Source organism: Thiothrix eikelboomii, assembly GCF_900167255.1.
GTDB lineage: Bacteria > Pseudomonadota > Gammaproteobacteria > Thiotrichales > Thiotrichaceae > Thiolinea > Thiolinea eikelboomii.
In genome coordinates this window covers 71,799-97,306 of the sequence record NZ_FUYB01000018.1, presented here as the reverse complement: position 1 = coordinate 97,306, position 25,508 = coordinate 71,799, and the positions used below count along the sequence as shown (strand labels likewise).

General features: G+C 48.7%; 21 protein-coding genes. 9 read left to right on the top strand and 12 right to left on the bottom strand.

What is annotated here, in order from left to right; genetic code table 11:
• Both B5D50_RS15330 and B5D50_RS15320 read right to left on the bottom strand, forming a co-directional pair.
• On the bottom strand, positions 1-285 hold a 285-nt coding region (locus B5D50_RS15330; RefSeq protein ID WP_078923536.1), incomplete at its 3' end, for a helix-turn-helix domain-containing protein.
• 359 nt (positions 286-644) lie between these two features.
• Entirely contained in the window at positions 645-1,559 is a 915-nt protein-coding gene (locus B5D50_RS15320) for a WYL domain-containing transcriptional regulator (RefSeq protein WP_078923532.1), read from the bottom strand.
• 96 nt (positions 1,560-1,655) lie between these two features.
• Between B5D50_RS15320 and B5D50_RS20180 the strand changes: the two genes are divergently transcribed.
• Positions 1,656-1,796, top strand: coding sequence for a hypothetical protein (locus tag B5D50_RS20180; protein ID WP_200807107.1), 141 nt, complete (start codon positions 1,656-1,658; stop codon positions 1,794-1,796).
• Here B5D50_RS20180 and B5D50_RS15315 read toward each other — a convergent pair.
• The 7 genes from B5D50_RS15315 to B5D50_RS15285 form a co-directional block, all read right to left on the bottom strand.
• Positions 1,786-2,511: a Fic family protein gene (locus tag B5D50_RS15315; RefSeq protein WP_200807106.1), complete on the bottom strand. Its 726-nt coding sequence runs from the start codon at positions 2,509-2,511 to the stop codon at positions 1,786-1,788. The genes B5D50_RS20180 and B5D50_RS15315 overlap by 11 nt on opposite strands.
• Before the next feature lie 255 nt (positions 2,512-2,766).
• Complete coding sequence (cysE, locus tag B5D50_RS15310; protein WP_078923531.1) at positions 2,767-3,519, bottom strand: serine O-acetyltransferase; 753 nt, start codon at positions 3,517-3,519, stop codon at positions 2,767-2,769.
• Positions 3,520-3,625: 106 nt separating this feature from the next.
• Positions 3,626-4,414: a carnitinyl-CoA dehydratase gene (locus B5D50_RS15305; protein WP_078923530.1), complete on the bottom strand. Its 789-nt coding sequence runs from the start codon at positions 4,412-4,414 to the stop codon at positions 3,626-3,628.
• Positions 4,407-6,491 (bottom strand): acetate--CoA ligase family protein, encoded by a 2,085-nt coding sequence (locus B5D50_RS15300; protein ID WP_078923529.1) that lies wholly within the window; start codon positions 6,489-6,491, stop codon positions 4,407-4,409. Before B5D50_RS15300 ends, B5D50_RS15305 begins: the two co-directional genes overlap by 8 nt.
• Entirely contained in the window at positions 6,492-7,652 is a 1,161-nt protein-coding gene (locus B5D50_RS15295) for an acyl-CoA dehydrogenase family protein (RefSeq protein WP_078923528.1), read from the bottom strand. It lies immediately after the preceding gene.
• Between the two features lie 2 nt (positions 7,653-7,654).
• Positions 7,655-9,139 carry a carnitine 3-dehydrogenase gene (locus B5D50_RS15290; RefSeq protein WP_078923527.1) on the bottom strand — a complete coding sequence of 495 codons (1,485 nt, stop codon included), beginning with the start codon at positions 9,137-9,139 and terminating at the stop codon, positions 7,655-7,657.
• A gap of 10 nt (positions 9,140-9,149) precedes the next feature.
• Positions 9,150-10,055, bottom strand: coding sequence for a beta-keto acid cleavage family enzyme (locus tag B5D50_RS15285; RefSeq protein WP_078923526.1), 906 nt, complete (start codon positions 10,053-10,055; stop codon positions 9,150-9,152).
• Positions 10,056-10,147: 92 nt separating this feature from the next.
• Between B5D50_RS15285 and B5D50_RS15280 the strand changes: the two genes are divergently transcribed.
• The gene (locus B5D50_RS15280) at positions 10,148-11,137 is read left to right on the top strand and encodes a GlxA family transcriptional regulator (protein WP_078923525.1); all 990 of its coding nucleotides are present in this window, start codon (positions 10,148-10,150) and stop codon (positions 11,135-11,137) included.
• Here the strand turns inward: B5D50_RS15280 and B5D50_RS15275 are convergent.
• Positions 11,121-12,995 carry a chorismate-binding protein gene (locus B5D50_RS15275; RefSeq protein WP_078923524.1) on the bottom strand — a complete coding sequence of 625 codons (1,875 nt, stop codon included), beginning with the start codon at positions 12,993-12,995 and terminating at the stop codon, positions 11,121-11,123. The genes B5D50_RS15280 and B5D50_RS15275 overlap by 17 nt on opposite strands.
• A 176-nt stretch (positions 12,996-13,171) precedes the next feature.
• Positions 13,172-14,251, bottom strand: coding sequence for a DNA polymerase IV (dinB, locus tag B5D50_RS15270; RefSeq protein WP_078923523.1), 1,080 nt, complete (start codon positions 14,249-14,251; stop codon positions 13,172-13,174).
• A gap of 310 nt (positions 14,252-14,561) precedes the next feature.
• On the opposite strand from dinB, the gene B5D50_RS15265 reads away from it, so the two are divergent.
• Together B5D50_RS15265 and betC are read left to right on the top strand one after the other, a co-directional pair.
• Entirely contained in the window at positions 14,562-16,037 is a 1,476-nt protein-coding gene (locus tag B5D50_RS15265; protein WP_078923522.1) for a subtype B tannase, read from the top strand.
• Between the two features lie 195 nt (positions 16,038-16,232).
• Positions 16,233-17,750, top strand: coding sequence for a choline-sulfatase (gene betC, locus B5D50_RS15260; RefSeq protein WP_078923521.1), 1,518 nt, complete (start codon positions 16,233-16,235; stop codon positions 17,748-17,750).
• Here betC and B5D50_RS15255 read toward each other — a convergent pair.
• Positions 17,747-18,691 carry an alpha/beta hydrolase gene (locus tag B5D50_RS15255; protein WP_078923520.1) on the bottom strand — a complete coding sequence of 315 codons (945 nt, stop codon included), beginning with the start codon at positions 18,689-18,691 and terminating at the stop codon, positions 17,747-17,749. The genes betC and B5D50_RS15255 overlap by 4 nt on opposite strands.
• Before the next feature lie 182 nt (positions 18,692-18,873).
• Here B5D50_RS15255 and B5D50_RS15250 point away from each other — a divergent pair, with 182 nt between their 5' ends.
• From B5D50_RS15250 to B5D50_RS15230, 5 genes are all read left to right on the top strand, one after another.
• The gene (locus tag B5D50_RS15250) at positions 18,874-20,475 is read left to right on the top strand and encodes an ABC transporter substrate-binding protein (protein WP_078923519.1); all 1,602 of its coding nucleotides are present in this window, start codon (positions 18,874-18,876) and stop codon (positions 20,473-20,475) included.
• An 89-nt stretch (positions 20,476-20,564) separates the two neighbouring features.
• Positions 20,565-21,521, top strand: coding sequence for an ABC transporter permease (locus B5D50_RS15245; protein ID WP_078923518.1), 957 nt, complete (start codon positions 20,565-20,567; stop codon positions 21,519-21,521).
• On the top strand, positions 21,518-22,426 hold the full coding sequence (locus B5D50_RS15240) for an ABC transporter permease (RefSeq protein ID WP_078923517.1): 909 nt from the start codon (positions 21,518-21,520) through the stop codon (positions 22,424-22,426). The genes B5D50_RS15245 and B5D50_RS15240 overlap by 4 nt, the downstream gene beginning before the upstream one ends.
• Complete coding sequence (locus B5D50_RS15235; RefSeq protein ID WP_078923516.1) at positions 22,416-24,068, top strand: ABC transporter ATP-binding protein; 1,653 nt, start codon at positions 22,416-22,418, stop codon at positions 24,066-24,068. Before B5D50_RS15240 ends, B5D50_RS15235 begins: the two co-directional genes overlap by 11 nt.
• Positions 24,069-24,091: 23 nt before the next feature.
• On the top strand, positions 24,092-25,465 hold the full coding sequence (locus tag B5D50_RS15230) for an FAD-dependent oxidoreductase (RefSeq protein WP_078923515.1): 1,374 nt from the start codon (positions 24,092-24,094) through the stop codon (positions 25,463-25,465).
• The last annotated feature ends 43 nt before the right edge of the window (positions 25,466-25,508 follow it).

Below are 25,508 nucleotides of genomic sequence, written 5' to 3'. Positions count from 1 at the left end.
CGACGCTTCCAAGCGGGTTTCAACCCGCTTCACGATGCGCTGGGCAGTCGATTCATGGACCTGATAGCTCAAACCTAAGTGGAACAACGTGCGGTACTCTCGCCAGTAACCTAGGGTCAATAATAGTTGATCCTCTAGGCTTAACGGGCTGGGGCGACCCGACTTCTTCTTCGTCAACTCGCCTGCTTTGAGCACTTCAAGCAGTTCGTGAAAGAGTGGCAGGGGGATTCCTACTCCGCGTTTGAACGCCGAGGGGGATAGAGTTTTCAGGGTTAGGTAGTTCATTCTTAACTTTATAGGCGAAAATGACTACTTTCGCAAGAGGTCTAATAATTATCCAGCTTTTTAAAAGTGCCTTTGCTATGTCAATCCTTTCTGATAAAAGAATGGTTTTTTTCTGAAGACAGCTTGAGGTAGAAAGCAAATTATTATTTAAATCGTATGGAATTGCTTCAATAAAGTTTCCATGACGCTTAACCAAATGTGTGTGGATAAGCTCGTCGCGTAGATTTCGCAGATGGTCCCGATCTGAGAATGGTTGTTGCCAGATTTCTATAATAGATTTATCAGAAAAATTAATCGGTACTGCATTTAGCACCAGATTTTTATTGCTATTCTGAGTCTTATAGCTAGCCACATTCATTTTAACATTCCTTTTCTTTTTTGTACCCCAACGCCAGCATCGCATTCTTCACCCCATACAACGCCAACACATCCCGCAGCCACAACCGACACCCTTGCTCTTCAACACTATGATCCGCCGAGCAATCCACTTGCCATTGCCGCAGCACATACCCCGCCATTGCCGCCCGCAGTTTCAAATGCAGCACGCCATCGACCATGCCGTAGTCGCGTTCGGTGATGTCGGGGTGCGGACGGTCAGGGTGCGGCACGAGGTCGAGTTCGACAATGCGGTTCCATTGGATGTCTTGCGCGGGGAGTTCGTGTTTAGCGGGGTTGCCATCCAGCAGCTCGGTGGATTCCATGCGCGTAAACACAAAGTCGCGGAATTCGCCGGATTTGCGGTCAAAAGCGCGGACGTGCCAGCGCAGCCCGTCATTTGCCAGTGCAAACGGCACAATTTCCCGCTCCGACATCCCGCTGGAATGCGAGAAATAACGCATCCGCACCGCTTTACACTGATAGATTGCCCGCGTCACAGGCGCAAGGATGTCAACCTCAGGGCGGATCAACAGCGGCGGCAGTTCACACGCCAACAACGCATCCTGCATCTGGCTGATGCCATCGCCAAACCCTTGCGACAACATCATCAACACCCGCTCGACATGGTGCGCAAACGCAGGCCGAAAGCCACCGCCCAGCACATACGCCTTGCTGCTGCCATCCAGACTAAGGTTATCGGGGCAAAGCTCGCGGTATTGCGCAAAATCGCGGGTCGCGGCAGCGGGGGCAATGCCAAAGCGCTCCATCAAATCTTGACGGCGCACATCGCCCAGAAAGAACAGGCGGAACTCAAGGAAGGCCAAGCGTTCGCGCTGTGGCAGGCTCAGAGATGCCAAGGTATCGGTAGTGGTTTCAAACATATCGGTTGGTTTCATGGGTTAATTATGATCTTGTCCATTCCAAAGCTCAACAATAAAGACTATGCTACATCATCATAATGATGATAATTAGCCGTTACGTGGAGGTAAGCGATGAAAACAGCAGCCGCCATTTCCAGCGAACACCTCACCAACAATCAAGCGGTGCGTAAAACACTGCTGGAACGCGGCATTCACCCAGAAAACCTATCACCTGCCGAAGATGTGAAAAAAGTAGAACGGTCTATCTTGTAAACAACCCCAGATATTCCCTAAACACAAACAACCGATTCCGCCGCTGCCCGGTGATTTCAGCCAACACCCCATAACTAACCAAGTCATCAACCAGCGACCCCGCTGTTTTTTGCGTGGTTTCCAACAGTTCCGTAACCGTTTTCACATCAACGACTGGCTTCCGGTAGAGGTAGCGCATAAGCTGTTGCGCATTCTCCTGCCGCCGTACACCGAAGTGTGGCAATACATCGCTGTCGATACGCTCTTTGAGCAGTAATATGCTTTTGAAGACGGCAATGGAAGATTGCGCCGTTTCCGCCACGCCATGCAAAAAGAACAGCAGCCATTCACGCAAGTGGTTGCCTTGCCTGACTGCCATCAGGTGATCGACATAAGCCGTCTTGTTGCGCTCGAAATAATCCGACAAATACAAGGCTGGTTTGACAAGAATCTGTTCAGATGCCAGATACAGTGAAACCAGTAACCGCCCCAAGCGCCCATTGCCATCCAGAAACGGGTGAATCGTTTCAAACTGATAGTGCGCAATCGCAATCTTGATCAGCGGTGAGACATAGTGCGTGTCGTCGTGCAGGAATTTTTCCAGATCACTCATCAACTCACCAACCCGCTCATGGTGCGGGGGAACAAACACCGCGTTTTTCAGGCTAACGCCAATCCAGTTCTGGCTGGTGCGGAATTCACCGGGTTGTTTGGTTGCACCCCTGACTCCTTGCAACAGAGTGGCGTGCGCCTCCCACAACAAGCGGTTGGTTGGAGAGAGGCAGGGTTTCCAGCCGCGTCACCGCATAATTCAGTGCCTGAATGTAGTTCTGCACTTCCGCCCAGTCGTCACGTTTCTCTGGCGCGACATCAGCAACATCCTTGAAAGCGTCTTCGACGATGAAGATTCTCGCTATAGCCAAGCTTTTATTGGAGAAACTCCCCCACTACCTACCCTAAGAAAACTCATAGGTGACTAATCTACCCTTGCCTAAACGACCTCAGTCCCAAAGCAATCGGCCTCTAACTTTGGCATGGGCTTCATATCAATCTGCCCACCCAAGCGCCGAACCTCGGCACACAAGCAATCGGTACGTTCTTCCATGAGGTGAATATGATCCAGCATTCGATTCACTGCATTAGCCACTGGATCGGGCATATCTTGGGTTGCACCGTAAGCATCAAAACCCAACTTTTCGGCTAAGGCTTCACGGCGCTTTTCATCATGACTGCGTTGAGTTACCTCTCTGCCCGGAACCCCCACAACCGTCACATTTTCTGGCACATCCTTAACCACGACTGCATTTGAGCCAACCCGCGCACCGTTATTTAAAGTAATCGGCCCTAAGACTTTCGCACCTGCGCCCACCACTACATTATTTTTCAAAGTCGGATGACGCTTGCCCGGTTTCCAACTAGTCCCACCCAAAGTCACTCCATGATAGAGCGAGCAATCATCGCCAATTTCTGCGGTTTCACCAATCACAATACCCATGCCATGATCAATGAAAAAACGTCGGCCAATGGTTGCGCCCGGATGAATTTCAATCCCAGTGTACCAACGCGGAATATTCGATAAGAAACGAGCCAACCATTTAAAATTATGTTGCCACAGCCAATGATCAAGTCGATGCCAAATAATGGCATGAATCCCCGGATAAGTTGTCAAAATCTCAAACACATTGCGTGCTGCAGGGTCACGGTCAAAGATGCACATCACATCTTCACGGATACGCTCGAACATAAACCAGCCTTTCCTCATTGAATAGGCGTTTATGGTAGAGCAATCAAGCAGGCGGGTCTATTCACTTAGCATGAATCGGGTATTCAATATCGGTTAAAGGGTGTACTTACTTCCCCCGCCAAACCGGATCACGCTTTTCTGCAAAAGCCCTAAAGCCCTCTAAATTATCCTCGCTATCATACAGCCGATCCACAGTCGCAAATTGCCGCTTGGTGATATAATTCATCGCGCTTTGAAAACTTAAGGCTTCGGCTTCACGTGCCACCTCTTTAATCGCCGCAAAGACTAAGGGTGGCCCTGCAGCTAATAAACGGGCAACCTCCCAAACTCGTGCCATTAAAGCCGCTTCATCCGCTAAAACCTCATTCACCAATCCCCAACGCTGCGCTTCTTGCACCCCCATCCAACGCCCGGTGAACAATAAATCCATCGCCACATGATAAGGAATCCGTTTGGGGAGCTTCACCGTAGCCGCATCCGCCAATGTTCCAGCACGGATTTCTGGTAAAGCAAAGGTACTCGATTCGGTGGCATAAATTAAATCCGCTGAGAGTGCCAATTCAAATCCACCACCGACAGCCATACCATTCACGGCAGCAATCACTGGTTTATTCAGATCCCGTAACTCTTGCAACCCCGCAAAACCACCGACCCCATAATCTCCATCCACCGCATCGCCCGTCGCAGCTGCTTTTAAGTCCCAACCTGCCGAGAAAAACTTATCGCCCGCCGTGCGTACAATCGCTACCCGTAACTCAGGATCATCACGAAAAGCCTTAAAAGTTTGCCCCATTAAACGACTAGTGGCTAAATCAATTGCATTCGCTTTGGGACGGTCCAAAGTCACCTCTAAAATAGCGGCTTCGCGTCGTGTGGTGATTACTGATTCAGCCATGCACCTTCTCCTCACTAAAGGTCCTACTCAATAAAGCATCGGCGGCATAAGCCCCTTGCCCTACCGCACAAATAATTAATGGATTAATCTCTAACTCATGCAGCTGAGCGGCATGGTTCAAAACAAAATCTTGGATTCGCAAAATGGCCGTGATAGCAGCCGCTAAATCGGCAACTGGCTTGCCACGATAACCTTGCAACAAAGCGGCCCCTTTCAAACTTAATAAGGCTTGCTCAATCTCCATCGCAGGGCTGGGTAATAATAAAGTTTGACTATCACGCAATAGCTCGACCCAAATCCCCCCCAAACCCAAACTCATCACTAAACCAAAGCATGGATCACGATGGAAACCGACTAATAACTCAGCAACACCCCCTTGCACCATTGACTCTAAATACAAGCCGCTACCTAAACCTTCTAAATCCACAAAGGCCGCACTTAACTCCAGTCTATTGGTTAAATTCAAGCGTAGAGCCGCTTGCTCAGTTTTATGGGCAATCCCTAAAGCTTTCAGTACCAACGGATAACCGAGAACATCCGCCGCTTGCAGCGCCGCTTCTAGACTGTTGACCACTTGCCCAGGTGGGAGAGGTACTGCTGCTTGGGCTAATAAGGCTTTTGCTTGTGCCTCCGTTAAGGTTTGTTTAGACATAGGCAGGACGGGCTGAGGCACACTAATACACGGCTCGGCTAGAACTTGCTGCCAAAACTTGCCTATGTCTGCCGCTATCTCTGCCGCTATCAGCGTCTCCTCAAACCCACTTAAGGCGGCGATGCCTTGGAAAGCTAAGCGCTCTACATAAAGCTCAGGGAGATTTTCTGGCAAACTCGCCACTAAAGCCGCTTTTTGCCCAGTCGCCTGCACTGCTTGTTCCCAAGCACGCAAAGCCACCAACCAATCCTCATGCTGACAACGGGCTAGATGTGGAAAATCCAAAATCAATAGGTTCAAGCCAAACCCTAACTTCAGCCAATGAGTAAACGTTAGCGTCATGGCCGATTCATCACCCCAAATATAGGTCTGATAATCCAAAGGATTCTGCACCGTGACCTTCGCCCCCAACACAGCTTCAATCGGAGCTTGTTGCTCAGCCGTTAACGCCGGGAAATAGACTTTACGACCTAAAGCGGCATCTGCGACTAAACTAGCCTCGCCACCCGAGCAACTCAGCGACGACAAACTGTAGGCATCCAAACTGCCATGTACATGCAACAGCTTTAGCGTCTCTAAAAACGCTGAAAGCGACTCCACTTGCCCAAAACCTAAGCGCTTTAAGAAAGCCGAGGCCGCCGCATGCGAGCCAGCTAATGAAGCCGTATGGGTGAGGGCAGCTTGTTGAGCTTGGCTGGTTTTACCCACTTTTAAGACCACCACAGGCTTTCGCAACCGATGCGCTTGCCGCGCTAAAGCTTCAAAGCCTTGAATCGAATCAAAGCCTTCAATATGCAAACCTAAGGCCGTCACCCGAGGATCATCCAGTACGGCTAAGGCTAAATCAGATAAACCGATCTGCATCTGATTGCCCGCTGTTAACAAATACGCCAACGGTAAGCCCCGTTGCTGCATGCTAAGATTAATCGCCAGATTCGAAGATTGGGCGAGAATCGCCACGCCCTGCTCCCCGTCTGCCAAACGCCGACCACCATGCTGATCGGGCCAGAGTAAAACGCCATCGGCATAATTAATAAAGCCATAGCAGTTTGGACCAAGGAGCGGTAGCTTAGCAACTGCTTCTAGCTGTGCTTCTAAGCGCTGGCCTTCTTCATCCGCCTCACGAAAACCCGAGGCATAACAAACGGCCCCGCCCGCTCCCTTTGCTACAAGCTCGGCCACAATATGTGGCGTGATATGTCGATTCACCCCAACAAAACAAGCATCGGGTGCCTCCGGTAGTTCAGCAATACTGGGATAGGTTTTTAAACCCGCCATTTCAGTGCGGCTAGGGTGAACCGGCCACAGCTCACCGGTATACCCCATACGCTGGCATTGCACGATAACATTGACAGCAGCACTACCACCAACCACAGCAATGGAGCGCGGTCTTAACAGACGTTGTAAATCAAATGGACGCTGCATTTAAGCCCCCAAAGGCCTTAAAAGATGCCGTGAGATAATATGACGCTGGATCTCGGAAGTTCCATCCCAAATTCGCTCGACCCGCGCATCTCGCCAGAAACGCTCCAAAGGCAAATCGCTCATCAAACCCATCCCACCAAAAATCTGCACTGCTTGATCCGTGACCCGTGCAAGCATTTCAGTCGCATAGAGCTTAGCACTTGCAATGTCTCGATCAGCGCCCCAGCCTTGGTCTACTTTCCAAGCGGCTGCAAGGGTTAGATAATCCGCTGCATCAATCTCGGTAATCATATCCGCCAGCTTAAAGGACACCCCTTGAAAACGGCCAATGGCTTGACCAAACTGCTTGCGTTCCGCCGCATACGGTAGGGCTAATTCAAAAGCTCGTCGCGCTCGCCCCACACAAAAGGCCGCAACAGTTAAGCGCGTACCATAGAGCCATTGATTGGCCAATTCGAAACCTTGATGTACTTCCCCCAACACTTGTGCTGCAGGCAAACGGCAATGATCAAAATTCAAAATACAATTGTGATAGCCGCGATGACTCACCGATTGATAACCCTTACGAATTTCAAAACCCGGTGTATCACGGTCTACTAAGAAACAGGTGATGAGCTTCTTCTTACCCTGTGGAGTGACTTCCTCACCAGTTGCTGCAAATACAATCACAAAATCAGCAATATCGGCATGGCTAATAAAATGCTTCGAACCATTGATGATCCAATCACCGCCCACCTGTTTAGCATGGCATTTCATCCCACGCACATCCGAACCTGCCTCGGGTTCAGTCATTGCCAGAGCATCAAAACGTTCACCCTGCACTGCTGGTAATAAATAGCGCTCACGTTGCTCACCTTCGCAGGCCAGCAAAATCCCTGAGGGTCGCCCAAAAAAAACCGACAATGCCATTGAAGGTCGCCCTAACTCACGCTCTAAGAGCGTAAAATCCAGATGATTTAAACCACCACCACCGACCGACTCCGGCATATTGGCTGCATAAAAGCCTAATTCGCGGCATTTATCACGAATTTCTAAACCCAGCTCGATGGGCAATTCACCAGTACGCTCCACTTCGGCTTCATGCGGATACATTTCCTTTTCCACGAAGCTGCGTACCGTATCAACGATCAGTTGCTGCTCAGTGCTTAATCCAAACTCCATATCTAACCTCCAATGGCACGTCCCGCCCCGTCTGGCCGAGGCAATTGTGCGTGTGCGTGTGCAAACTCGGTCAGCTTGCTAGCGACAGCGGCACTCGGCAAACTAGAGCTGCGGTTTTTCAAACTCACATGAATCAATAAATGCTCAGCGGTTGCTAACAAGCGCCCATCAGCATGCTGGATACGATTGAATAAATGCAGCTTCTTACCACTGCCTGCCAAGACCTGAGTGGTGACGACAATAGGCTCTAAAGCGCGAACCTCATCCAAATGGCGCAGATGCGTTTCCACAGTAAAATACGAACCACCGGCCTCGACATAAGCCGCATCCACGCCAAGCAAGCGCATAAAAGCATCGGTCGCCTCGCTGGATACTTGCAAATAGCGGCTTTCATTCATGTGATTATTATAGTCCGTCCAATCCGTAGGTACGGTACGCTCGACCGTTTTAATCGGTTGGCTTTTATCGAGCCGTGTCGTGATGCCAGACAAGCTCGATAAAGCCGCTGCATCGTATTGCGCTTTTTCATAAGCCGCTAAGGCCTTACCGGCGCCCCAATCATAGGTTTTGAGTGCTTGCAAAATGGCAATCAGATTATTGTCACGAATCCGCTCGAGTTCCCGAATACTATAATGCCCCGACTGCGCATCCGACTGGCCTGCAATTAAGTCCACCAATTCATCATTAAACTCAGGTACTTCAGTCAGTTTCGTCCACGGCCAAGTCAAGCAAGGGCCAAATTGCTCCATAAAATGGCGCATCCCTGCTTCACCACCTGCAATCCGATACGTTTCAAATAAGCCCATCTGCGCCCAACGCAAACCAAAACCATAACGAATCGCATCATCCACATCTTGAGTGCTCGCGATCCCATCGCGTACTAGCCATAAAGATTCGCGCCAAACTGCTTCCAATAAGCGATCTGCGATAAAAGCTTCGATTTCTTTTTTGATATGCAATGGGTGCATACCAAGGCTACGATAAAAATCAAGGGCGCGTTGCACGGTTTGGGCAGCGGTCGCTTGCCCACCTACCAACTCCACCAAAGGCAACAAATAAACCGGATTGAACGGATGTGCTACCAATAAACGCTCGGGATATTGCAAACCAGCTTGTAAATCAGTCGGCAAAATCCCGGAAGTGGATGAGGCAATCACGGCTCTAGGCGAAGCTGCTTGTTCAATTTCCCGATAAATCGCTTGCTTAAGATCAAGACGCTCAGGCACTGCCTCTACAATCCATTCAGCCGCTTGCACCGCACTGGCTAGATCAGCTGTGAACTCAAAATGGGCTTCGGGGCGACGCGGTGCCATCGTGAGTTTGCTATAAGCATGGCGGCTATTCCCTAGCACGGCGGCAAGCTTGTGTGGAGCGGTAGGATCAGGGTCATAAATACGCACCTGAATACCATTTTCAATCAAACGTGCCACCCAACCTGCACCGATGACACCCCCACCAATCACCGCTGCTTGTTTAATTTGCTCCATGTGTTACTCCTTAAGCCCAGCGCTTGGTGAGTTGCATTTTTTGCCGAACTTCAGGCGCAGTCATGATTCGACTCCCCATTGCTTCAGCGATGGTCACGGCACGTTTGACTAAATCACCATTACTCGCCAACACACCACGATCTAACCAGATATTGTCTTCTAAACCGACACGAATATGGCCGCCTGCCAAGATGGCCATCGCCACATAAGGCAATTGATTACGCCCAATTGAAAAAGCTGAAAAAGTCCATTCTTTCGGTACGGCATTCACCATCGCCATCAAGGTAGAAAAATCATCCGGCGCGCCCCAAGGAATCCCCATACAGAGTTGAATCATCCCCGGCGCCTCAATCAAGCCCTGATCCCTTAACCATTTCGCAAGCAGGATATGCCCCGTGTCGAAGGCTTCAATTTCAGGGCGCACGCCCAATGCCTTAATCTGTTTCGCCATTTCGCGCAAAGTCGCGGGAGTATTGGTCATGACATAATCACCCTCACCGAAATTCATCGTGCCGCAATCTAAGGTACAGATTTCCGGTAAGAGCTCACGGACATGTGCTAGGCGTTCGGTTGCCCCCGCCATATCCGTTCCCAGTTCCGCAGGGGGTAAAGGTTGCTCGACACTGCCCAAGGTCAAATCCCCACCCATACCTGCTGTTAGGTTTAACACCATATCAACACCAGACTCACGAATATAATTGACCACTTCACGGTATAAAGCCGGATCACGTGCTGGTGCCCCCGTTTGTGGCTGACGTACATGGATATGCACAACAGCGGCCCCGGCTTGGGCTGCTTCGATACAACTCTCTGCAATTTGACGCGGGGTGACAGGTACTTTATGTGAACGTTCAGTGGTTGCCCCTGCACCGGTCACAGCACAGGTAATAAAGACATCTCGACTCGGACTCAGCATGGCAGGCTCTCCTCAATAGTAATCCACTCATAATCTCACTCTGTTTTGCCCTATGATTAGCTTTATTCGCAATTCATTTAGCAAAAAGCGCAATGGACTTATTTACCCGCTCAAATGCCCCGTTAAAAATCACTCTGCTCCTCGCTGCTGATTCATCGCTGATGTCTTTAGCTTCCGTACTAGATGTGATGCGCGGAGCGAATCGGATGGCACAAAGCAAACTGTTTGATTGGCAAATCATCACCCCGCACGATCAAGCCGTGCAGTTAACCTGTGGCCTAAGCATTCAACCGGATGTGGCCTTCAATCCACAATTGCAAGGCGATATTTTGATTATCTTAGCGGGCTTCCATCATGAGCAGCATTTTGATAAAGCTTTATTACGCCAACTAAAAAACATTATTCCCCGCTTTCACTGGATCGGGGGAATCGAATCAGGCAGCTGGGCTTTAGCCCGTTTAGGTTTGCTAGATGGCCACCAAGCCACCACTCATTGGGAGGATTTAGAGGATTTCGCTCTTAAGCATCCTTCGATTCAAGTCAAGCCCGATCGGTTTGTGATTGATGCACCGACCTTTACTTCCGGTGGCGCTTCACCGAGCTTTGACTTTATGCTGCATCTGATTCGCTGCCGCTATGGGCAACAACTGGCACTGGAGGTGGCAAGTATTTTTATCTATGACCCGATACACACCCGTCATGATGCTCAATCCTTAGTGTGTTTAGGGCTATTAGAAACGCAAGAACCTCGAGTTGCCAAAGCCATTCGGCTGATGGCTGAGCACCTAGAAGACCCGCTCAGTATTCGCCAAATCGCTCAAGAGCTGGCCTTATCAGTGCGCATGCTTGAATACTTATTTCGGGAGCAACTCAATGCGACTCCAGCCCAATATTATCTGCATTTACGGTTACACAATGCGCGCCGTTTGGTTACTGACACGGGGTTGTCTATTCAAGAAATCGCTTTGCGCACGGGCTTTAGTTCGCTAGCAGTACTGTCACGCTGCTTCCGAGATACTTATCAATTCAGCCCTGCCCATTATCGCCACCGCTTTAAACAAGGTATTAATCACACTGCTTAAGATAGCGCGCTTGCAAAGCACCATACAACGCATTGCAGACGATGATTTGCTGGGCTTGTGCTAAATCGTCCTGAGATAAAACTCGTGCCTGCGCTTTGAGTTCGTCCAGCAATATGGCGCGCTGCACGCCCGCAAGTAAACCGCTACTCAAGGGCGGCGTATACCATTGATCATCCAGCAAAATAAATACATTACTGCGCGAGCCTTCGGTTAATTCCCCTTTTTCATTACAGAATAGGTAGTCAAATAAACCCGCCGCTTTAGCCTCAGCGAGCGCCTTGTTGTATAGCGCCCGAGCCGTCGTTTTGTATTGTAAGAATGGATCAGTCGAAGTGACTGGAGTGGAATACAGCGCAATCTTCACCGGTTGCTGCACTGGCTCTAATGCAGTGCTGGTTGCAGCCAATTGCCCTTGTGCATTCAGCGTAAGACGCAAGCGAATTAACTCAAACTGGCTCTGCTTTACCACGGCATCCATGCAGGTTTGCACAGCTGCCGAGGTCGGTATCGGCCAACCCAAGGCTGTGGCACTTTTTTGCAAGCGCGCCACATGCTGCTCAAATAAGGCTATGGTCTTGCCCTCAAGACGCAGAGTTTCGATCAACTCAAACGCTTGAGTGTGTTCGGTAAAAAAACGCGCTTTGAGTAAACACTCGTCCCATTCTGCAAGAGCGTTTGACTCATAGGTAATCCCTGCCCCGACTGACAGTTGCAAAGGCCAGTGTGCAAACCCGACCGCATCCATTTGCGGTTGCGCCGTGGTTTGTAGGGTACGAATCGGCACATTCAAGACTAGATGAAGCTGCTGATCGGCCAGTGGCTCAATAAACCCCACCGTGCCGCAATAAGTGCCACGCGCAGAGGGTTCAAGTGCATCAATAATTTGCAGACTACGCCGTTTGGGTGCGCCTGTAATTGAACCACAGGGAAATAAAGCATTGAAGATATTGAGTAAACTCGGTTGCTGACTTAAGTTTGCTTGCACGGTGCTGGTCATTTGTAGCACCCTGCCATAGGGTTTAACCTCAAACAAACTCGGCACAGACACCTGTTGCACTTCCGGCAAACGTGACAAATCATTACGCATTAAATCGACAATCATTAGATTTTCTGCACGGTTTTTTGTATCACTGGCTAACTGAGCTGCAAGATGTTGCGTTTCTGCTTCATGCTCTGCTACGGCGGCGGTGCCTTTCATGGGGCGACAAATCATTTGATTGGCAGTCATTTCCACCCATAATTCGGGTGAAAACGACAGTATGCTAGTTTGTGGTAGCGTCAAAAAAGCACCATAAGCAATATTTAAGTCACGCGCCAGTTGATAATAAACCCTAGCTAAGGCTGCATCGCTTGGCGTACTTGCTATGAGTTCGCTGCAAAGAGGAAAGGTGTAATTCACTTGATAAGCATCACCCGCAGCAAGCAGCTCACGAATCTTTTCAAGATGTTCAAAAAATTGAGTTTGTTCTATAGCCGCCTGTGCTGGAGTCAAATGATGGGTGACTCCTTGCCCTTGAGCGTGCAACCAAGTCAAGGCCTGCTCACGATTTAAGATTTGAGGCGGCGGAAAAGCTAAAGCTTGCAGCCACGGAGTCGTACTAACTTGATGATTTAAACTCAAACCTTTGGCCACAGTAAAGGCTGCTGCTGCCTCGAAAGCCACAGCAACCACCACATGGCCTTGGCCTGCTCTTACAGCGTCGATTGCATTGAGGGCTGTGTGCAAGCGCTCAACTGCGTCTAATTCATCCCCCTGCACCCACCATAGATGCTCAGCTTGGGTATATAAACGACTCTGTGCTTGCGCATCGCTACCATCAAATAAAAGCGCCGTACAATCCTGAAAACCACGCATCATTTTTAGATTAGATTGAGATTAAAGGGCGCAAGCTTAGCAGAGAACGTTTGCAGGTTCTAAGCTGCCTTTTATTGACTCCCATCGACCGCCTATTTGCAGAATACCAATCGCTAACAGTGACTGGCCTATCTTTTTCCTTATGGAGATTATCGGGGATGGAACTTAGTATCAGGCTTTCAAAAGAGTTTTAGCCCCAAACTCAACTGTTCCGGCTGCCAAGGCTCAGCAAAATGCACCCCAACTCCCAATAAACGAACGGGGACTTGTCGCCGATCCCACGCTTGTTTAATCAAGGGCAAAAATAAAGGCTGCGCCACCACCTGGGTACTCGTTTGTGCAGTTGTTAGTACAAAATCATGAAAGCGTAATTTCACCACTAAGCTTTTCGGCACTAACCGCTGGCTGGCTTGTGCTTTGGCTAAGCGCTGTTCTAAAGCATGAAACAAAGCTGGTAATTCAGCATAGCAAGCGGCTAAATCGAGTAAGTCGGTGGCAAAAGTATCTTCTACACTAATAGATTTATAACTGTTATCGACACTCACGGGCCGCTGATCGATTCCACGCGCTAATTCATACAAACGGCTACCAAAACGCCCAAACTCGGTACCCAGCTTAGCTAACGACCAGGCTTGCAAATCGGCACAGGTTTGAATTCCTAGCTCAGCCATTCGTTCGGCAGTCACCCGACCCACACCCGGAATTTTCTTCACCGGCAAACTCAGCATAAACTCAGCGATGGCTTGAGGACGAATCACAAATTGACCGTTGGGCTTATGCCAATCACTGGCTACTTTAGCTAAGAACTTATTCGGAGCAATGCCTGCAGAAGCGGTCAGTCGCTGCTCCTGCCAAATACGGGAACGAATTTCTTTAGCGATCAGCGTAGCACTACCTTGATACTGGCGAGCATGGCTGACATCTAAATAAGCCTCATCTAAAGATAAAGGCTCGATCAACTCAGTATAAGCAGTGAAGATACTCTGGATTTGCTCAGAAACCGCCTGATACACCGCCCGGCGAGGTGGCACACGAATCAGCTCCGGGCATAAACGCAAGGCAGTTTTCATTGGCATCGCAGAATGTACACCAAACCGACGGGCTTCATACGAACAGGTTGCGACCACACCTCGCGCATCGGGCGAACCTCCGACTGCGATAGCTTTGCCGCGCAGCGTGGGATTATCACGCGCTTCAATGGCCGCATAAAAGCAGTCCATGTCGATGTGAATAATTTTGCGAAGTTCAGTATCAGCCATCTATACAGCATAGCAAAACTCACTACTGCAAAATAACTGTCAGTCCATACTACCCACTAGATGCTCGCTCAACATAAATTGACACTTCGTTCAGGCCTCATACCTCTCCATTGTTCTCAAAAGGAAACAGTTTGTTCACAAACCATCTATTGTTTCCCTTTATTACCGTCATTATGCTGTTGCTACAAGTAAATATGATCACTCAGGCAACAAATTACTAGTAGGCCTAGTCGTGCTCTTGCAGGTTGATGGGTAAGGGACTGCCCAGTTAACTGCATGACCTATAAACCCATCGAAGGAGTCATACCTAATGAAATTACGCTTACTGGCAATCTGTGTTGCCTGTGCACTACTAAGTAGCTGCGACGATAATGATACTGTTACTACAGTCGATACCCTAGCATTTAACAAAGACGCTTACGTTCTCAATACCATCACGGTGGATGGCAGCTCTGTCTCTTACCGCGCCTATACGAATATTGTCTATGTTGATAAACCGACTGATCTCAACTACCAGTACATGAATATTTATGTGCCAACCACTCTAGTAGACAACCAGACCGCGCCCATTTTCTTCCCCAACCTAGTCGGTGGTTATCGTCCGGCAAAACCATTAACTTTCACCACGACAGCGTTCACAATCAGTGACGAAACAGACCGCACCACCTCGGCAGCGGTGGCGCTGTCCAAAGGTTATATTGTCGCCTCCGCTGGCGCACGGGGTAATACTGCCGAAGTTAATGGTGTATATACTGGTAAAGCACCAGCAGGCATTGTTGACCTGAAAGCAGCCGTGCGTTACCTGCGTCATAATGATGAGGTTATACCTGGCAGTGCTGAAAAAATCATTTCTAATGGAACCAGTGCTGGGGGGGCTATGTCATCGCTGCTCGGCAGCTCTGGGAATGACCCGCTGTTTGAGCCTTATCTGAAGGAAATTGGTGCAGCCGATGCCAAGGATAATATCTTTGCTGCTGCGGCATTTTGTCCCATTGTTGATCTAGAAAATGCTGACAGTGCTTATGAGTGGCTGTATAACCGAGTCAACATTGATACGGATAGCACGGGTGCGTCCGTATATGGATTCGATGATACCCAGATGGAGATTTCGGGTGAGTTGATGGCTCTGTATTCAGGGTATCTGAATGGTCTGGCCTTGCGACGAGTGGATAACAATCAACCGCTCACGACGGCTAATATGCAGAATTACATCACCTCCTTTTTGCTCGCATCCGCACAGGAGCAATTAAACAAAGGCGCAAATCTTGCCGACAAGACATGGCTAACAGTCAAAGATGGCAAGGCAACAGCCGTTAATTTTAATGCCTACCTTTCCTATGTGGGGCGCTGGTCACCGATCAAAAACCCACCTGCGTTCGACTGGTTGGGTAACCCGAGTGATCCAGCGCCTATGCGTCCGGGTGGTTCTTTTGAAAATAACCTGTTTGGTAGCAGTAATACCAATATCAATGTCTTTACCGATTACGTCGCCAACCGATTGAGTCCGGGATCTACTGTACCCCAGAACATAAAAGACCGGGTTTACCTGATGAATCCGATGAACTTTATTGGCAAGAATAGCGCAACGCTGGCAAAGAATTGGTATATCCGTCACGGTACCAAAGATCGGGATACCGCCTTTACAGTCCCTGTCAATCTTTATACCAAACTCATGAATACCGGTCTGGTTGTAAATATGAACTTTGAGCTGGGTTGGGAAAGGCCACACTCTGGTGATTACGATCTAGCAGAGTTGTTTGCTTGGATGGGTTCGATAACACAATAACAATAACCACAAAATACCGTACCACAATGCAGGGCGTGGAACACACCGTCCTGCTTATAGCGCTAGATCCACTTGATCAACGACCATAAAGTCTATTTGTCTAGTACCACTCAAACCGATAGCACAACTCGCTACTGCAAAATAACTAACACTCAGCTAGGCTAGGCCATATTACCACTACAGTAAGCGCGCACCATGACTCAACCGAATTTTCTCATTCTAATGGTCGATCAAATGACCGGCTGTCTGCTCGATGAATCTATGCTCCAATACCTGCATGCTCCGCATCTCAAAGGCTTAATTAAGCAGGGCGTTAAATTTGAAAACGCCTATTGTGCTAGCCCTTTATGCACGCCTGCCCGGGGCAGTTTTATGACCGGACAATTACCTTCACGCTCGGGAATTTATGATAATGCCGCTGAATTTCCGGCGAGCACCCCTAGTTTCGCACACTACTTACGCTTAAATGGCTATCAAACGGCTTTAAGTGGCAAGATGCATTTCGTTGGCCCTGATCAATTACATGGCTTTGAAGAGCGCTTAACAACAGATATTTATCCGGCTGATTTTGGCTGGACACCCGATTGGCGTGACCCACTCACTCGTATTGATTGGTGGTATCACAATCTGCACTCGGTCACTGAAGCTGGCATAGCAGAAATCAGTAATCAATTGGAATTTGATGATGAAGTCGCTTATTTCGCCCGCTTAAAGTTGTATCAATATGCTCGCCGCCTTGATCCACGCCCTTTCTGCTTAACCGTAAGCTTTACCCATCCCCATGACCCTTATGTAGCACGCCAAAAATATTGGGATTTGTATGAAAATACTGAAATCCCGATGCCTAGGGTGCCGTCTATGCCTTATCCTGAGCAGGATCAGCACTCTCAGCGTCTCTACGATGCGGTCAATTACACAAACTACTCTATCACCGAAGAGCAAATCTACCGCGCCCGCCGTGCTTACTACGCCAATATTAGCTATTTAGACGATAAAATCGGTGAATTGCTACAAGTGCTGGGTGATTGTGATTTTGCGGATAATACCGTGATTCTGTTTTGTGCCGACCACGGTGATATGCTCGGTGAGCGCGGCTTATGGTACAAAATGTGTTTCTACGAATATGCAATGCGCATTCCGCTGGTATGGCACGCACCTCAGCAATTTAGCAGTCGCAGCGTATCAACGCCCGTGGCGGCTCAAGATATTCTGCCCAGTTTAATGGAATTGGCGGGTGTTGACCCAAAGCAAGTCGCCTGCCCGATTGATGGTGTGAGTTTGGTGAGTTTAGCCCAAGGCCAAGAGCAAGCGGATCGGGTCGTCTATGCCGAATATTGTGCAGAAGGCTCGGTAGCACCGATGGTGATGATTCGCCAAGGCAGGTTCAAATTTAACTATTGCGAAGCTGATCCCCTGCAGTTATTTGATCTCCAAGCTGACCCGCATGAGCTGAATAACTTAGCGAAGGATCCAGCGTATACAGAGGTTTTGCAGAGTTTCCAGCAGCAATTGCAAAGCCGTTGGGATTTAGCCAGTTTTCAGCAAGCCGTGCTGCATAGCCAAGCTTGCCGTCACCTAGTGGATGCGGCGAATCGCAAGGGTAAATTTAAATCTTGGGACTACCAACCACAGCAGGATGCAACCCAACGTTATATGCGTAATCACCTCGACTTAAATGTACTGGAGGCGAATAACCGCTATCCCAAGCCTTAAGCGACTAAAGCCTTTAACGCGGTGTGTATCCGTACAAAACTTGCTTTGGCAGCTGCCAGCTGGTGGCGTGCATGCAAATAACCATGCGTTAAACCTTGCTCGTGATACCAAGTTGCTTTACCACCGGCGGCTTGAATTTTTTCACAATATACCCGCGCTTCATCGACTAAAGGATCAAACTCTGCACTAAACACAAGGGTTGTAGGTAAGCCGCTAAAATCGGCATCGGCGAGTGGAATGCCAGCTAATTGTGGCGGGATCTGTTTAGAACCTAACCAGCTTTGCCAATAACTTGTCAGGCTGGCGGTACTGAGTAAGGGGGCTAGGGCATAGCGCTCATAACTGTCTAAACTCAAATCCGAACCTAATACCGGATAAATTAAAACTTGTGCCAGCGGTGCTTTGGCCTGTCCACGTCGCTGATGGGCAACATGAGCAGCTAAACAAGCCCCTGCACTATCGCCTATCAGGATTAAAGGCAAATTCGTTTGCTCCGCAAGTGCTTGATAGGCCGCCATCGCATCCTCAAGGGCAGCCGGAAATAAATGCTCGGGGGCTAAGCGATATTCAACTGCAGTCAGCGGCCAGCCCGTTGCTGCACACAAATCCGCACAAATCCCATCATGGCTCTCTAGCCCACCCAAGACAAAACCACCACCGTGAAAATAAATAAGCTGCGCTCTTGCCTGCTTAGCAAGCATTTGATAGGAACGAATCGGTATTAAGCCCCTATCAGTGCTTAAGTACTGATCATGACTGCTCAGATTGGTCGGATAAGGGACAGCCAGACTAGCCAACATTAAATGATAAGCCTGCCGTTGCTCATCCACCGGTCGAGCCGCAAAATCTTCAGGAAAAAAGTGGTTAATTAAGTTAATAAACGCCCAATATTCTGTATTAAGCAAATGCGTATAGCCTTCTGCTGAAATTCTAGTAGACATAAGTTGTGATAGGCCTCTACTTTCAATTCATAAATGACACTGTTACAGTCATTTATAGGAGAGTTTAAAGTGCTTGAAAATATTGCTAATCGCTATTTTTCTAAGTGCCATCGTGATTGATCCCTTTATTCGCTAGTGAAGGGTCAATAACTACCATCACACAGTTAGTGGAGGAGATGTGTATGACTGATTTAAAACAGCTCGACCTTGATTTAAGAGCAGGTCGACTATCGCGACGCGACTTCCTAAAAGCAGCTGCTCTATTCGGTCTCAGTGCCGCTGCCCCTTCAGTTCTATTCGGCAAACCCGCCTATGCTGCCTCAGAACCTAAAAAAGGGGGACACCTCAAAATCGGTACAGGGCATGGTTCTACCACTGACTCCCTCGATCCTGCCACCTACGAAAACAACTGCATGCAGTCGGTAGGCAAAACCATCCACAATTATTTGACGCAAGTTGCAGCCAATGGTCAGCTTGGTTCCGAGCTTGCCGAAACTTGGGAGGCCAGCGAAGGCGCTAAGAAATGGGTATTTAAACTCCGCCAAGGCGTTGAGTTCCATAATGGTCAGAAAATGACTGCCAACGATGTGATTGCTTCGTTTAAACATCACGGCGGGGCCGACAGTAAATCTGGGGCAAAAGTTATCGTCGATGCCTTTAGCGATCTGCAAGCCGATGGTGATCATACCCTACTGATCACTTTGAAAGAAGGCAATGCAGATTTACCCTATCAACTTAGTGATTACCATTTAGCGGTCATGCCTGCCAATGCTGAGGGCAAGATTGATGCTAAATCCGGTATAGGCTGCGGCTACTACAAACTGAAGAATTTTGAACCGGGCGTGAAAACATCGGTAGAGAAATTTGCCAACCATTGGAATGCAGGCACTGTACATTTAGATTCTGCCGAATTTATCACGATTGCTGATGTTACCGCACGGGTGAATGCGCTGACCACGGGTGAAATTGATGCCGCTGACCGGATGGATGTAAAAACCCTGCATTTGTTAGCCCGGAATAAAAACGTGCGTGTAATTGAAACCAGTGGTAACGCGCATTACTCGATGCCGATGCGTTGTGATACTGATCCTTACAAAAGTGCTGATGTACGCTTAGCCCTCAAATACGCGGTGGATCGTAATGCAATGCTGGAAACGGTCTTGCGTGGTCACGGTTATGTGGGTAATGATCATCCGATTGGACGGGCAAATCGTTATCTCGCTAAAGATCTCCCCCAACGTGCTTATGATCCTGAAAAAGCTAAATTCCACCTGAAAAAAGCGGGCGCAGAAGGTTTGAAAGTGCAATTAAGTACCTCAGATGCAGCCTTCGCGGGGGCGGTTGATGCCGCTGTGCTTTATAAAGAGCATGCCGCTAAAGCAGGGATTGAGGTCGAAATCATTCGTGAGCCTAGTGATGGTTACTGGTCGAATGTCTGGATGAAGAAACCTTTCTGCTTCTGCTATTGGGGTGGTCGCCCTACCGAAGACTGGGCTTTCTCTACAGCCTATGCAGCCGATGCAGAATGGAATGATACGGTTTGGAAAAATGAAAAATTCAATCAGCTATTATTAGCCGCACGGGCTGAATTGGACGAAGCCAAACGGGCGACAATGTATGCCGAAATGCAGATGCTCCTCAGTGAGGATGGTGGCACGATTATCCCTATTTTCAATAATTATATTGGTGCAGTCACCGACAAAGTGGGTACACCGGAAGTGATCGCAAATGACTGGGATCTTGACGGTCAACGTGCAGTCTTACGCTGGTGGAAAACCGCTTAAGTCTAGCTTTTAACCACAGTGAGTTCGCCTCTCCCTCTGATTTAGAGGGAGAAATCCAGAGCAGGTGCTTTGATAGGGAGCCCTAGCCTATGTTGTCTATTATACGTTTAATTCTCGAGCGCCTCGGTTTAGGGGTTTTAGTTTTATTTGCTGTCTCCTTGATTATCTTTTTGGGTGTTGAACTCTTACCCGGCGATCTTTGCCAAGCACTCCAAGGCCAATCTGCAACCGAATCCACCCTAGCAGCTTGTCGCAAAGAGTTAGGTTTAGAGCAATCAGCACCGACTCGTTATTTCCATTGGTTAGCCAATATTGCTCAGGGTGACTTTGGTAAATCCTTAGCGAATGGCCGAGAGATTTCTGAGTTAATCGGAGTACGGCTAGCGAATACTTTTTTTCTCGCTTTAGTGGCTGCGGTGATTGCAGTTCCCTTATCTTTAATCTTAGGGATCTTAGCCGCTTTATATCGGAATAGTTGGTTTGATCGCAGCATTAATGTACTGACTTTAGCTTCGATTTCATTTCCAGAGTTTTTTGTCGCTTATATTTTGATTCTGGTCTTTTCGGTGCAATTAGGTTGGTTTCCGAGCCTCTCCGATGTTAGCCCTGACACACCGTTATTAGAACGTCTGCACAAAGTCTTTCTACCTGCACTCACGCTTACACTGGTGGTGATGGCTCACATGATGCGCATGACGCGGGCAGCCATTATTAATCTCATGGCTAGCCCTTATATCGAAATGGCTCAGTTTAAAGGTTTAAGTCGCTCCCACATTATTATCCATCATGCCTTGCCGAATGCGTGGGCACCGATTGTGAATGTGGTGGCTTTGAACTTAGCCTATTTAATTGTAGGGGTGGTGATTGTCGAAGTGGTCTTCGTTTATCCCGGCTTGGGTCAGCTGATTGTTGACTCTGTACAGAAGCGAGATATTCCCGTGGTGCAAGCGTGTAGCATTATCTTTGCTGCAACTTATGTGCTCTTGAATTTAACCGCCGATATTCTTTCTATTGCCACTAACCCAAGGTTATTGCATCCAAAATGACTACCCACTCATCCTCTGACTCTCAACTAGAGCCATTCACCGAACCGCCCCCAGCAGCACGCCCGAGTAAGTTTAAGCGCGCCCTACGCGAATTATGGAAATCCCCACTGAGTGCCAAACTTGGCATGCTGATTGTGCTTAGTTATATTTTTGTAGCGCTCTTTGCACCTTGGTTAACCCCTTATGGCGAATCTGAAATCGTGGGTGGCCCATTTGAACTTTGGGGTGATAAATACCCACTCGGTACGGATAACTTAGGCCGTGATATGCTCACCCGTTTGCTCTATGGTGCACGTAATACGATAGGTATTGCCTTGATCACCACCTTACTCGCCTTTTTGATCGGTGGCATGACAGGAATCTTAGCGGCTATTTTAGGGGGCTGGGCTGATCAACTCATGAGTCGGTTTGTCGATGTCTTGATGGCGATTCCTTCCCTGATTTTCTCTTTATTGCTGTTGACCATTTTCGGTACTTCGATTCCAGTGCTGATTATTATTATTGCGGTACTCGATTCAACTCGGGTGTTTCGCTTAGCGCGGGCAGTCAGTCTGAATGTAGTGGTCATGGATTATGTAGAGGCTGCTCGTTTACGCGGTGAAGGTTTAGGCTGGATCACCCTGCGCGAAGTTTTGCCCAATATTATGCCACCTTTAGTGGCTGAGTTTGGCTTACGCTTTTGCTTTGTCTTTCTGACGATTGCGGCTTTAAGCTTTTTAGGCTTGGGGATTCAACCACCGACAGCCGATTGGGGCAGTATGGTACGCGATAATGCCACACTGATTTCCTATGGCGATATAACCCCCTTGCTACCCGCCGGGGCGATTGCCTTACTCACTATTGGTGTGAATTTCATTGTAGATTGGTTCTTACACAAAACCAGTGGATTAAAAGATGGCCAATAATACTCCAGCAGCCAATGATGATCATGAGGTCTTGTTAGAAATGCGCGACCTACGGATTGATGGTCGACGCGATGATCAATGGCACGAAATCATTAAAGGCATTGATCTCACCCTGCATCGCGGTGAAGTCTTAGGTTTAATCGGTGAATCTGGCGCTGGCAAATCCACGCTGGGCATTGCTGCGATGGGCTATGTGAAGCCGGGTTGCCGTTTTTCAGGTGGCAGGATTACCTTCGATGGCATTGATATGCTCACCGCGAGTGAAGAGAAAAAGCAAGCTTTGCGCGGAGTCCGTATTGCTTATGTTGCGCAAAGTGCCGCAGCCTCGTTTAATCCAGCCCATAAGCTGATTGATCAGTTTGCTGAAATTCCGGTGCAACATCATAAAAGCAGCAAAGCGGAGGCTTATGCGGATGCCAAAGATTTATACAGTAAATTGCAGCTGCCTGAGCCTGAACAGATTGGCTTTCGTTATCCTCATCAAGTCTCGGGTGGGCAACTGCAACGGGCGATGACGGCGATGGCGATGTCTTGCCGCCCCGATTTAATCATTTTCGACGAGCCTACCACGGCTTTGGATGTCACCACACAAATCGAAGTGCTGATGACCATGAAAGATATTGTCGAACAATTTAATACTGCTGCGATTTATATCACGCATGACCTAGCGGTAGTCGCACAAATGGCTGATCGGATTATGGTGCTACGCTATGGTGAATTAGTGGAAGAAGCCCCTACTCGCGTGATGCTGGCTAACCCCAAACAGGCCTATACTAAGTCCCTATGGGCTGTACGCTCCTTCCGTAAAACCTCTGTTTTAAAGACTCAACAGCAGGCCACTCAGCCAATCATCAGTGTACAAAATGTAACTGCCGCTTATGGTGTCTTGGATATTTTGCATGAGATTAGTTTTGACTTGCAGCGGGGGCAAACCGTCTCCGTGGTCGGTGAATCCGGTAGCGGTAAAAGTACCACGGCGCGAGTTATCACCGGGCTATTACCACCCCGTTTAGGCCAAGTGCTCTTTCAAGGTCAAGCGCTACCACCAGATTATCGCCAGCGCAGTAAAGACCAGCTCCGACAAGTACAGATGATTTATCAAATGGCGGATACAGCGATTAATCCACGCCAACGGGTTCGGGAGATTATTGGTCGCCCCCTCAGCTTTTATTTAGGCATGGATAGCCAACAAGTCGAAACACGAACCCGCGAATTGTTAGCAATGATTGAACTTAATCCTGATCAGTTTATTGACCGTTTCCCAAGTGAATTATCCGGTGGGCAAAAGCAGCGAATCTGTATTGCTCGCGCTTTAGCTGCCGAACCACAATGTATTATTTGTGATGAAGTGACTTCAGCTTTAGATCAATTAGTCGCCGAAGGTATTCTACGCTTATTAGATCGCTTACAGCGCGAATTAAACTTGGCTTATATGTTTATTACCCATGACCTTGCCACCGTAAAAGCGATTTCGGATGAAGTGGTGGTCATGTTAAAAGGCAAAATTGTTGAGCAAGGTAGCAAGGACAAGATTTTTTCGCCGCCCTATCCTGAGTACACCGAAAAACTGCTCGCTTCGGTGCCACAGATGAACCCCGATTGGATGAAACAGCTAATTGCTCAAAGAGAATCGCGCAGCTAAGAAGTTTATGAGAGTCAACCCACTTGGAACAATTACCAAGAACAATTACTGAACCTGCTCGCCAGCTTGAGATTATTCATCAAACTGAGGTACTCGTCATAGGCTCAGGGCCTGCAGGCTTGGCAGCGGCTCTCGCGGCGGCGCGTACAGGTGTAGCAGTGACTTTGCTAGAACGCTTCGGCTGTTTTGGTGGCAATATCACCACCGTAGGGGTCGAGGGTATGGCTTGGTATCGCCATGCTGCTACGGTTGAGGCCAATGGCATTGGCCGCGAACTGGAGTTGCGTGCGTATGCGATGGGGGCGGCAGTGCCTGAATCTCAATCGGACTCCTACGAAATTGATGCAGAAGGTTTCAAAGTCGTTGCGGATCAACTGGTACAAGAAGCAGGCATTCACCCCATGCTGCATCGCCTTTTTGTAGCACCGATTATGAAGGGTGAGCGTATCGTTGGTGTGATTACCGAATCCAAAGCAGGCCGGGAGGCTATCCTCGCCCAGCGGGTGATTGATGCCAGCGGTGATGCGGATGTCGCGCATTTAGCCGGTGTCCCGACCCGTTTGACTCCCAAAGAAGAAATGCAAGCCGCTTCAGTGATGTTTCATATGTCTGGGGTGGATAAAAAGCGCTTTATGGCGGCAGTCAAAGCCGATCCACAAACCTATCGTGACTGGTCGGGCGGGGAGTGGAAAATTGAAACCTCGGGTAAGGAAGACGCGATGTATTCACCCTTCTTGCGTAAGCCCTTTGAGCAAGCCATGAAAGCCGGCATTATCCCTGCACATTTAAGTACGATTGGTGGGACGTGGGGAGCAGCACATGATTCCGGTGAGCTGACTTATATGAATCTGGTGCATTTAGCGAACTGTGATGGCACTGATCCTGATGATCTGACTTTTTTTGAAATGGAAGGCCGTCGGCAAACCATGCTGGCTATTGAAGCCTTACGGCACTTTATGCCCGGCTGTGAACAAGCACGGTTACGCAATTTCGGGATGACTTTAGGCATCCGTGATACGCGCAAAGTCAATACGATTTACCACATGACTGAACAAGATGTGCGTGAGCAAGGACGTTTCGAGGATGCGATTGGCATCTTCCCTGAATTTATTGACGGCTATGGAATTTTAATACTCCCGACCACGGGGCGTTATTTTCAAATTCCTTACCGCAATCTGTTACCTAGCAAAGTCGATAACCTGTTAATTGCCGGACGCTCGACGGGCGGGGATAAGGTAGCGCATGCAGCAACGCGGAACATGGCATGTTGTGCAGTGATGGGGCAAGGTGCTGGGATTGCAGCGGCTTTGTCTTTAAAGCATCAAGTCAATCTGCGGGCTTTATCCGTGAGTTTGATTCAACAGGAGTTACAACAACAAGGTGTCAGGTTTTGGTAGCGCCTCAATTGGCGGGTCGATCACGCACCATTACACAAAAAAT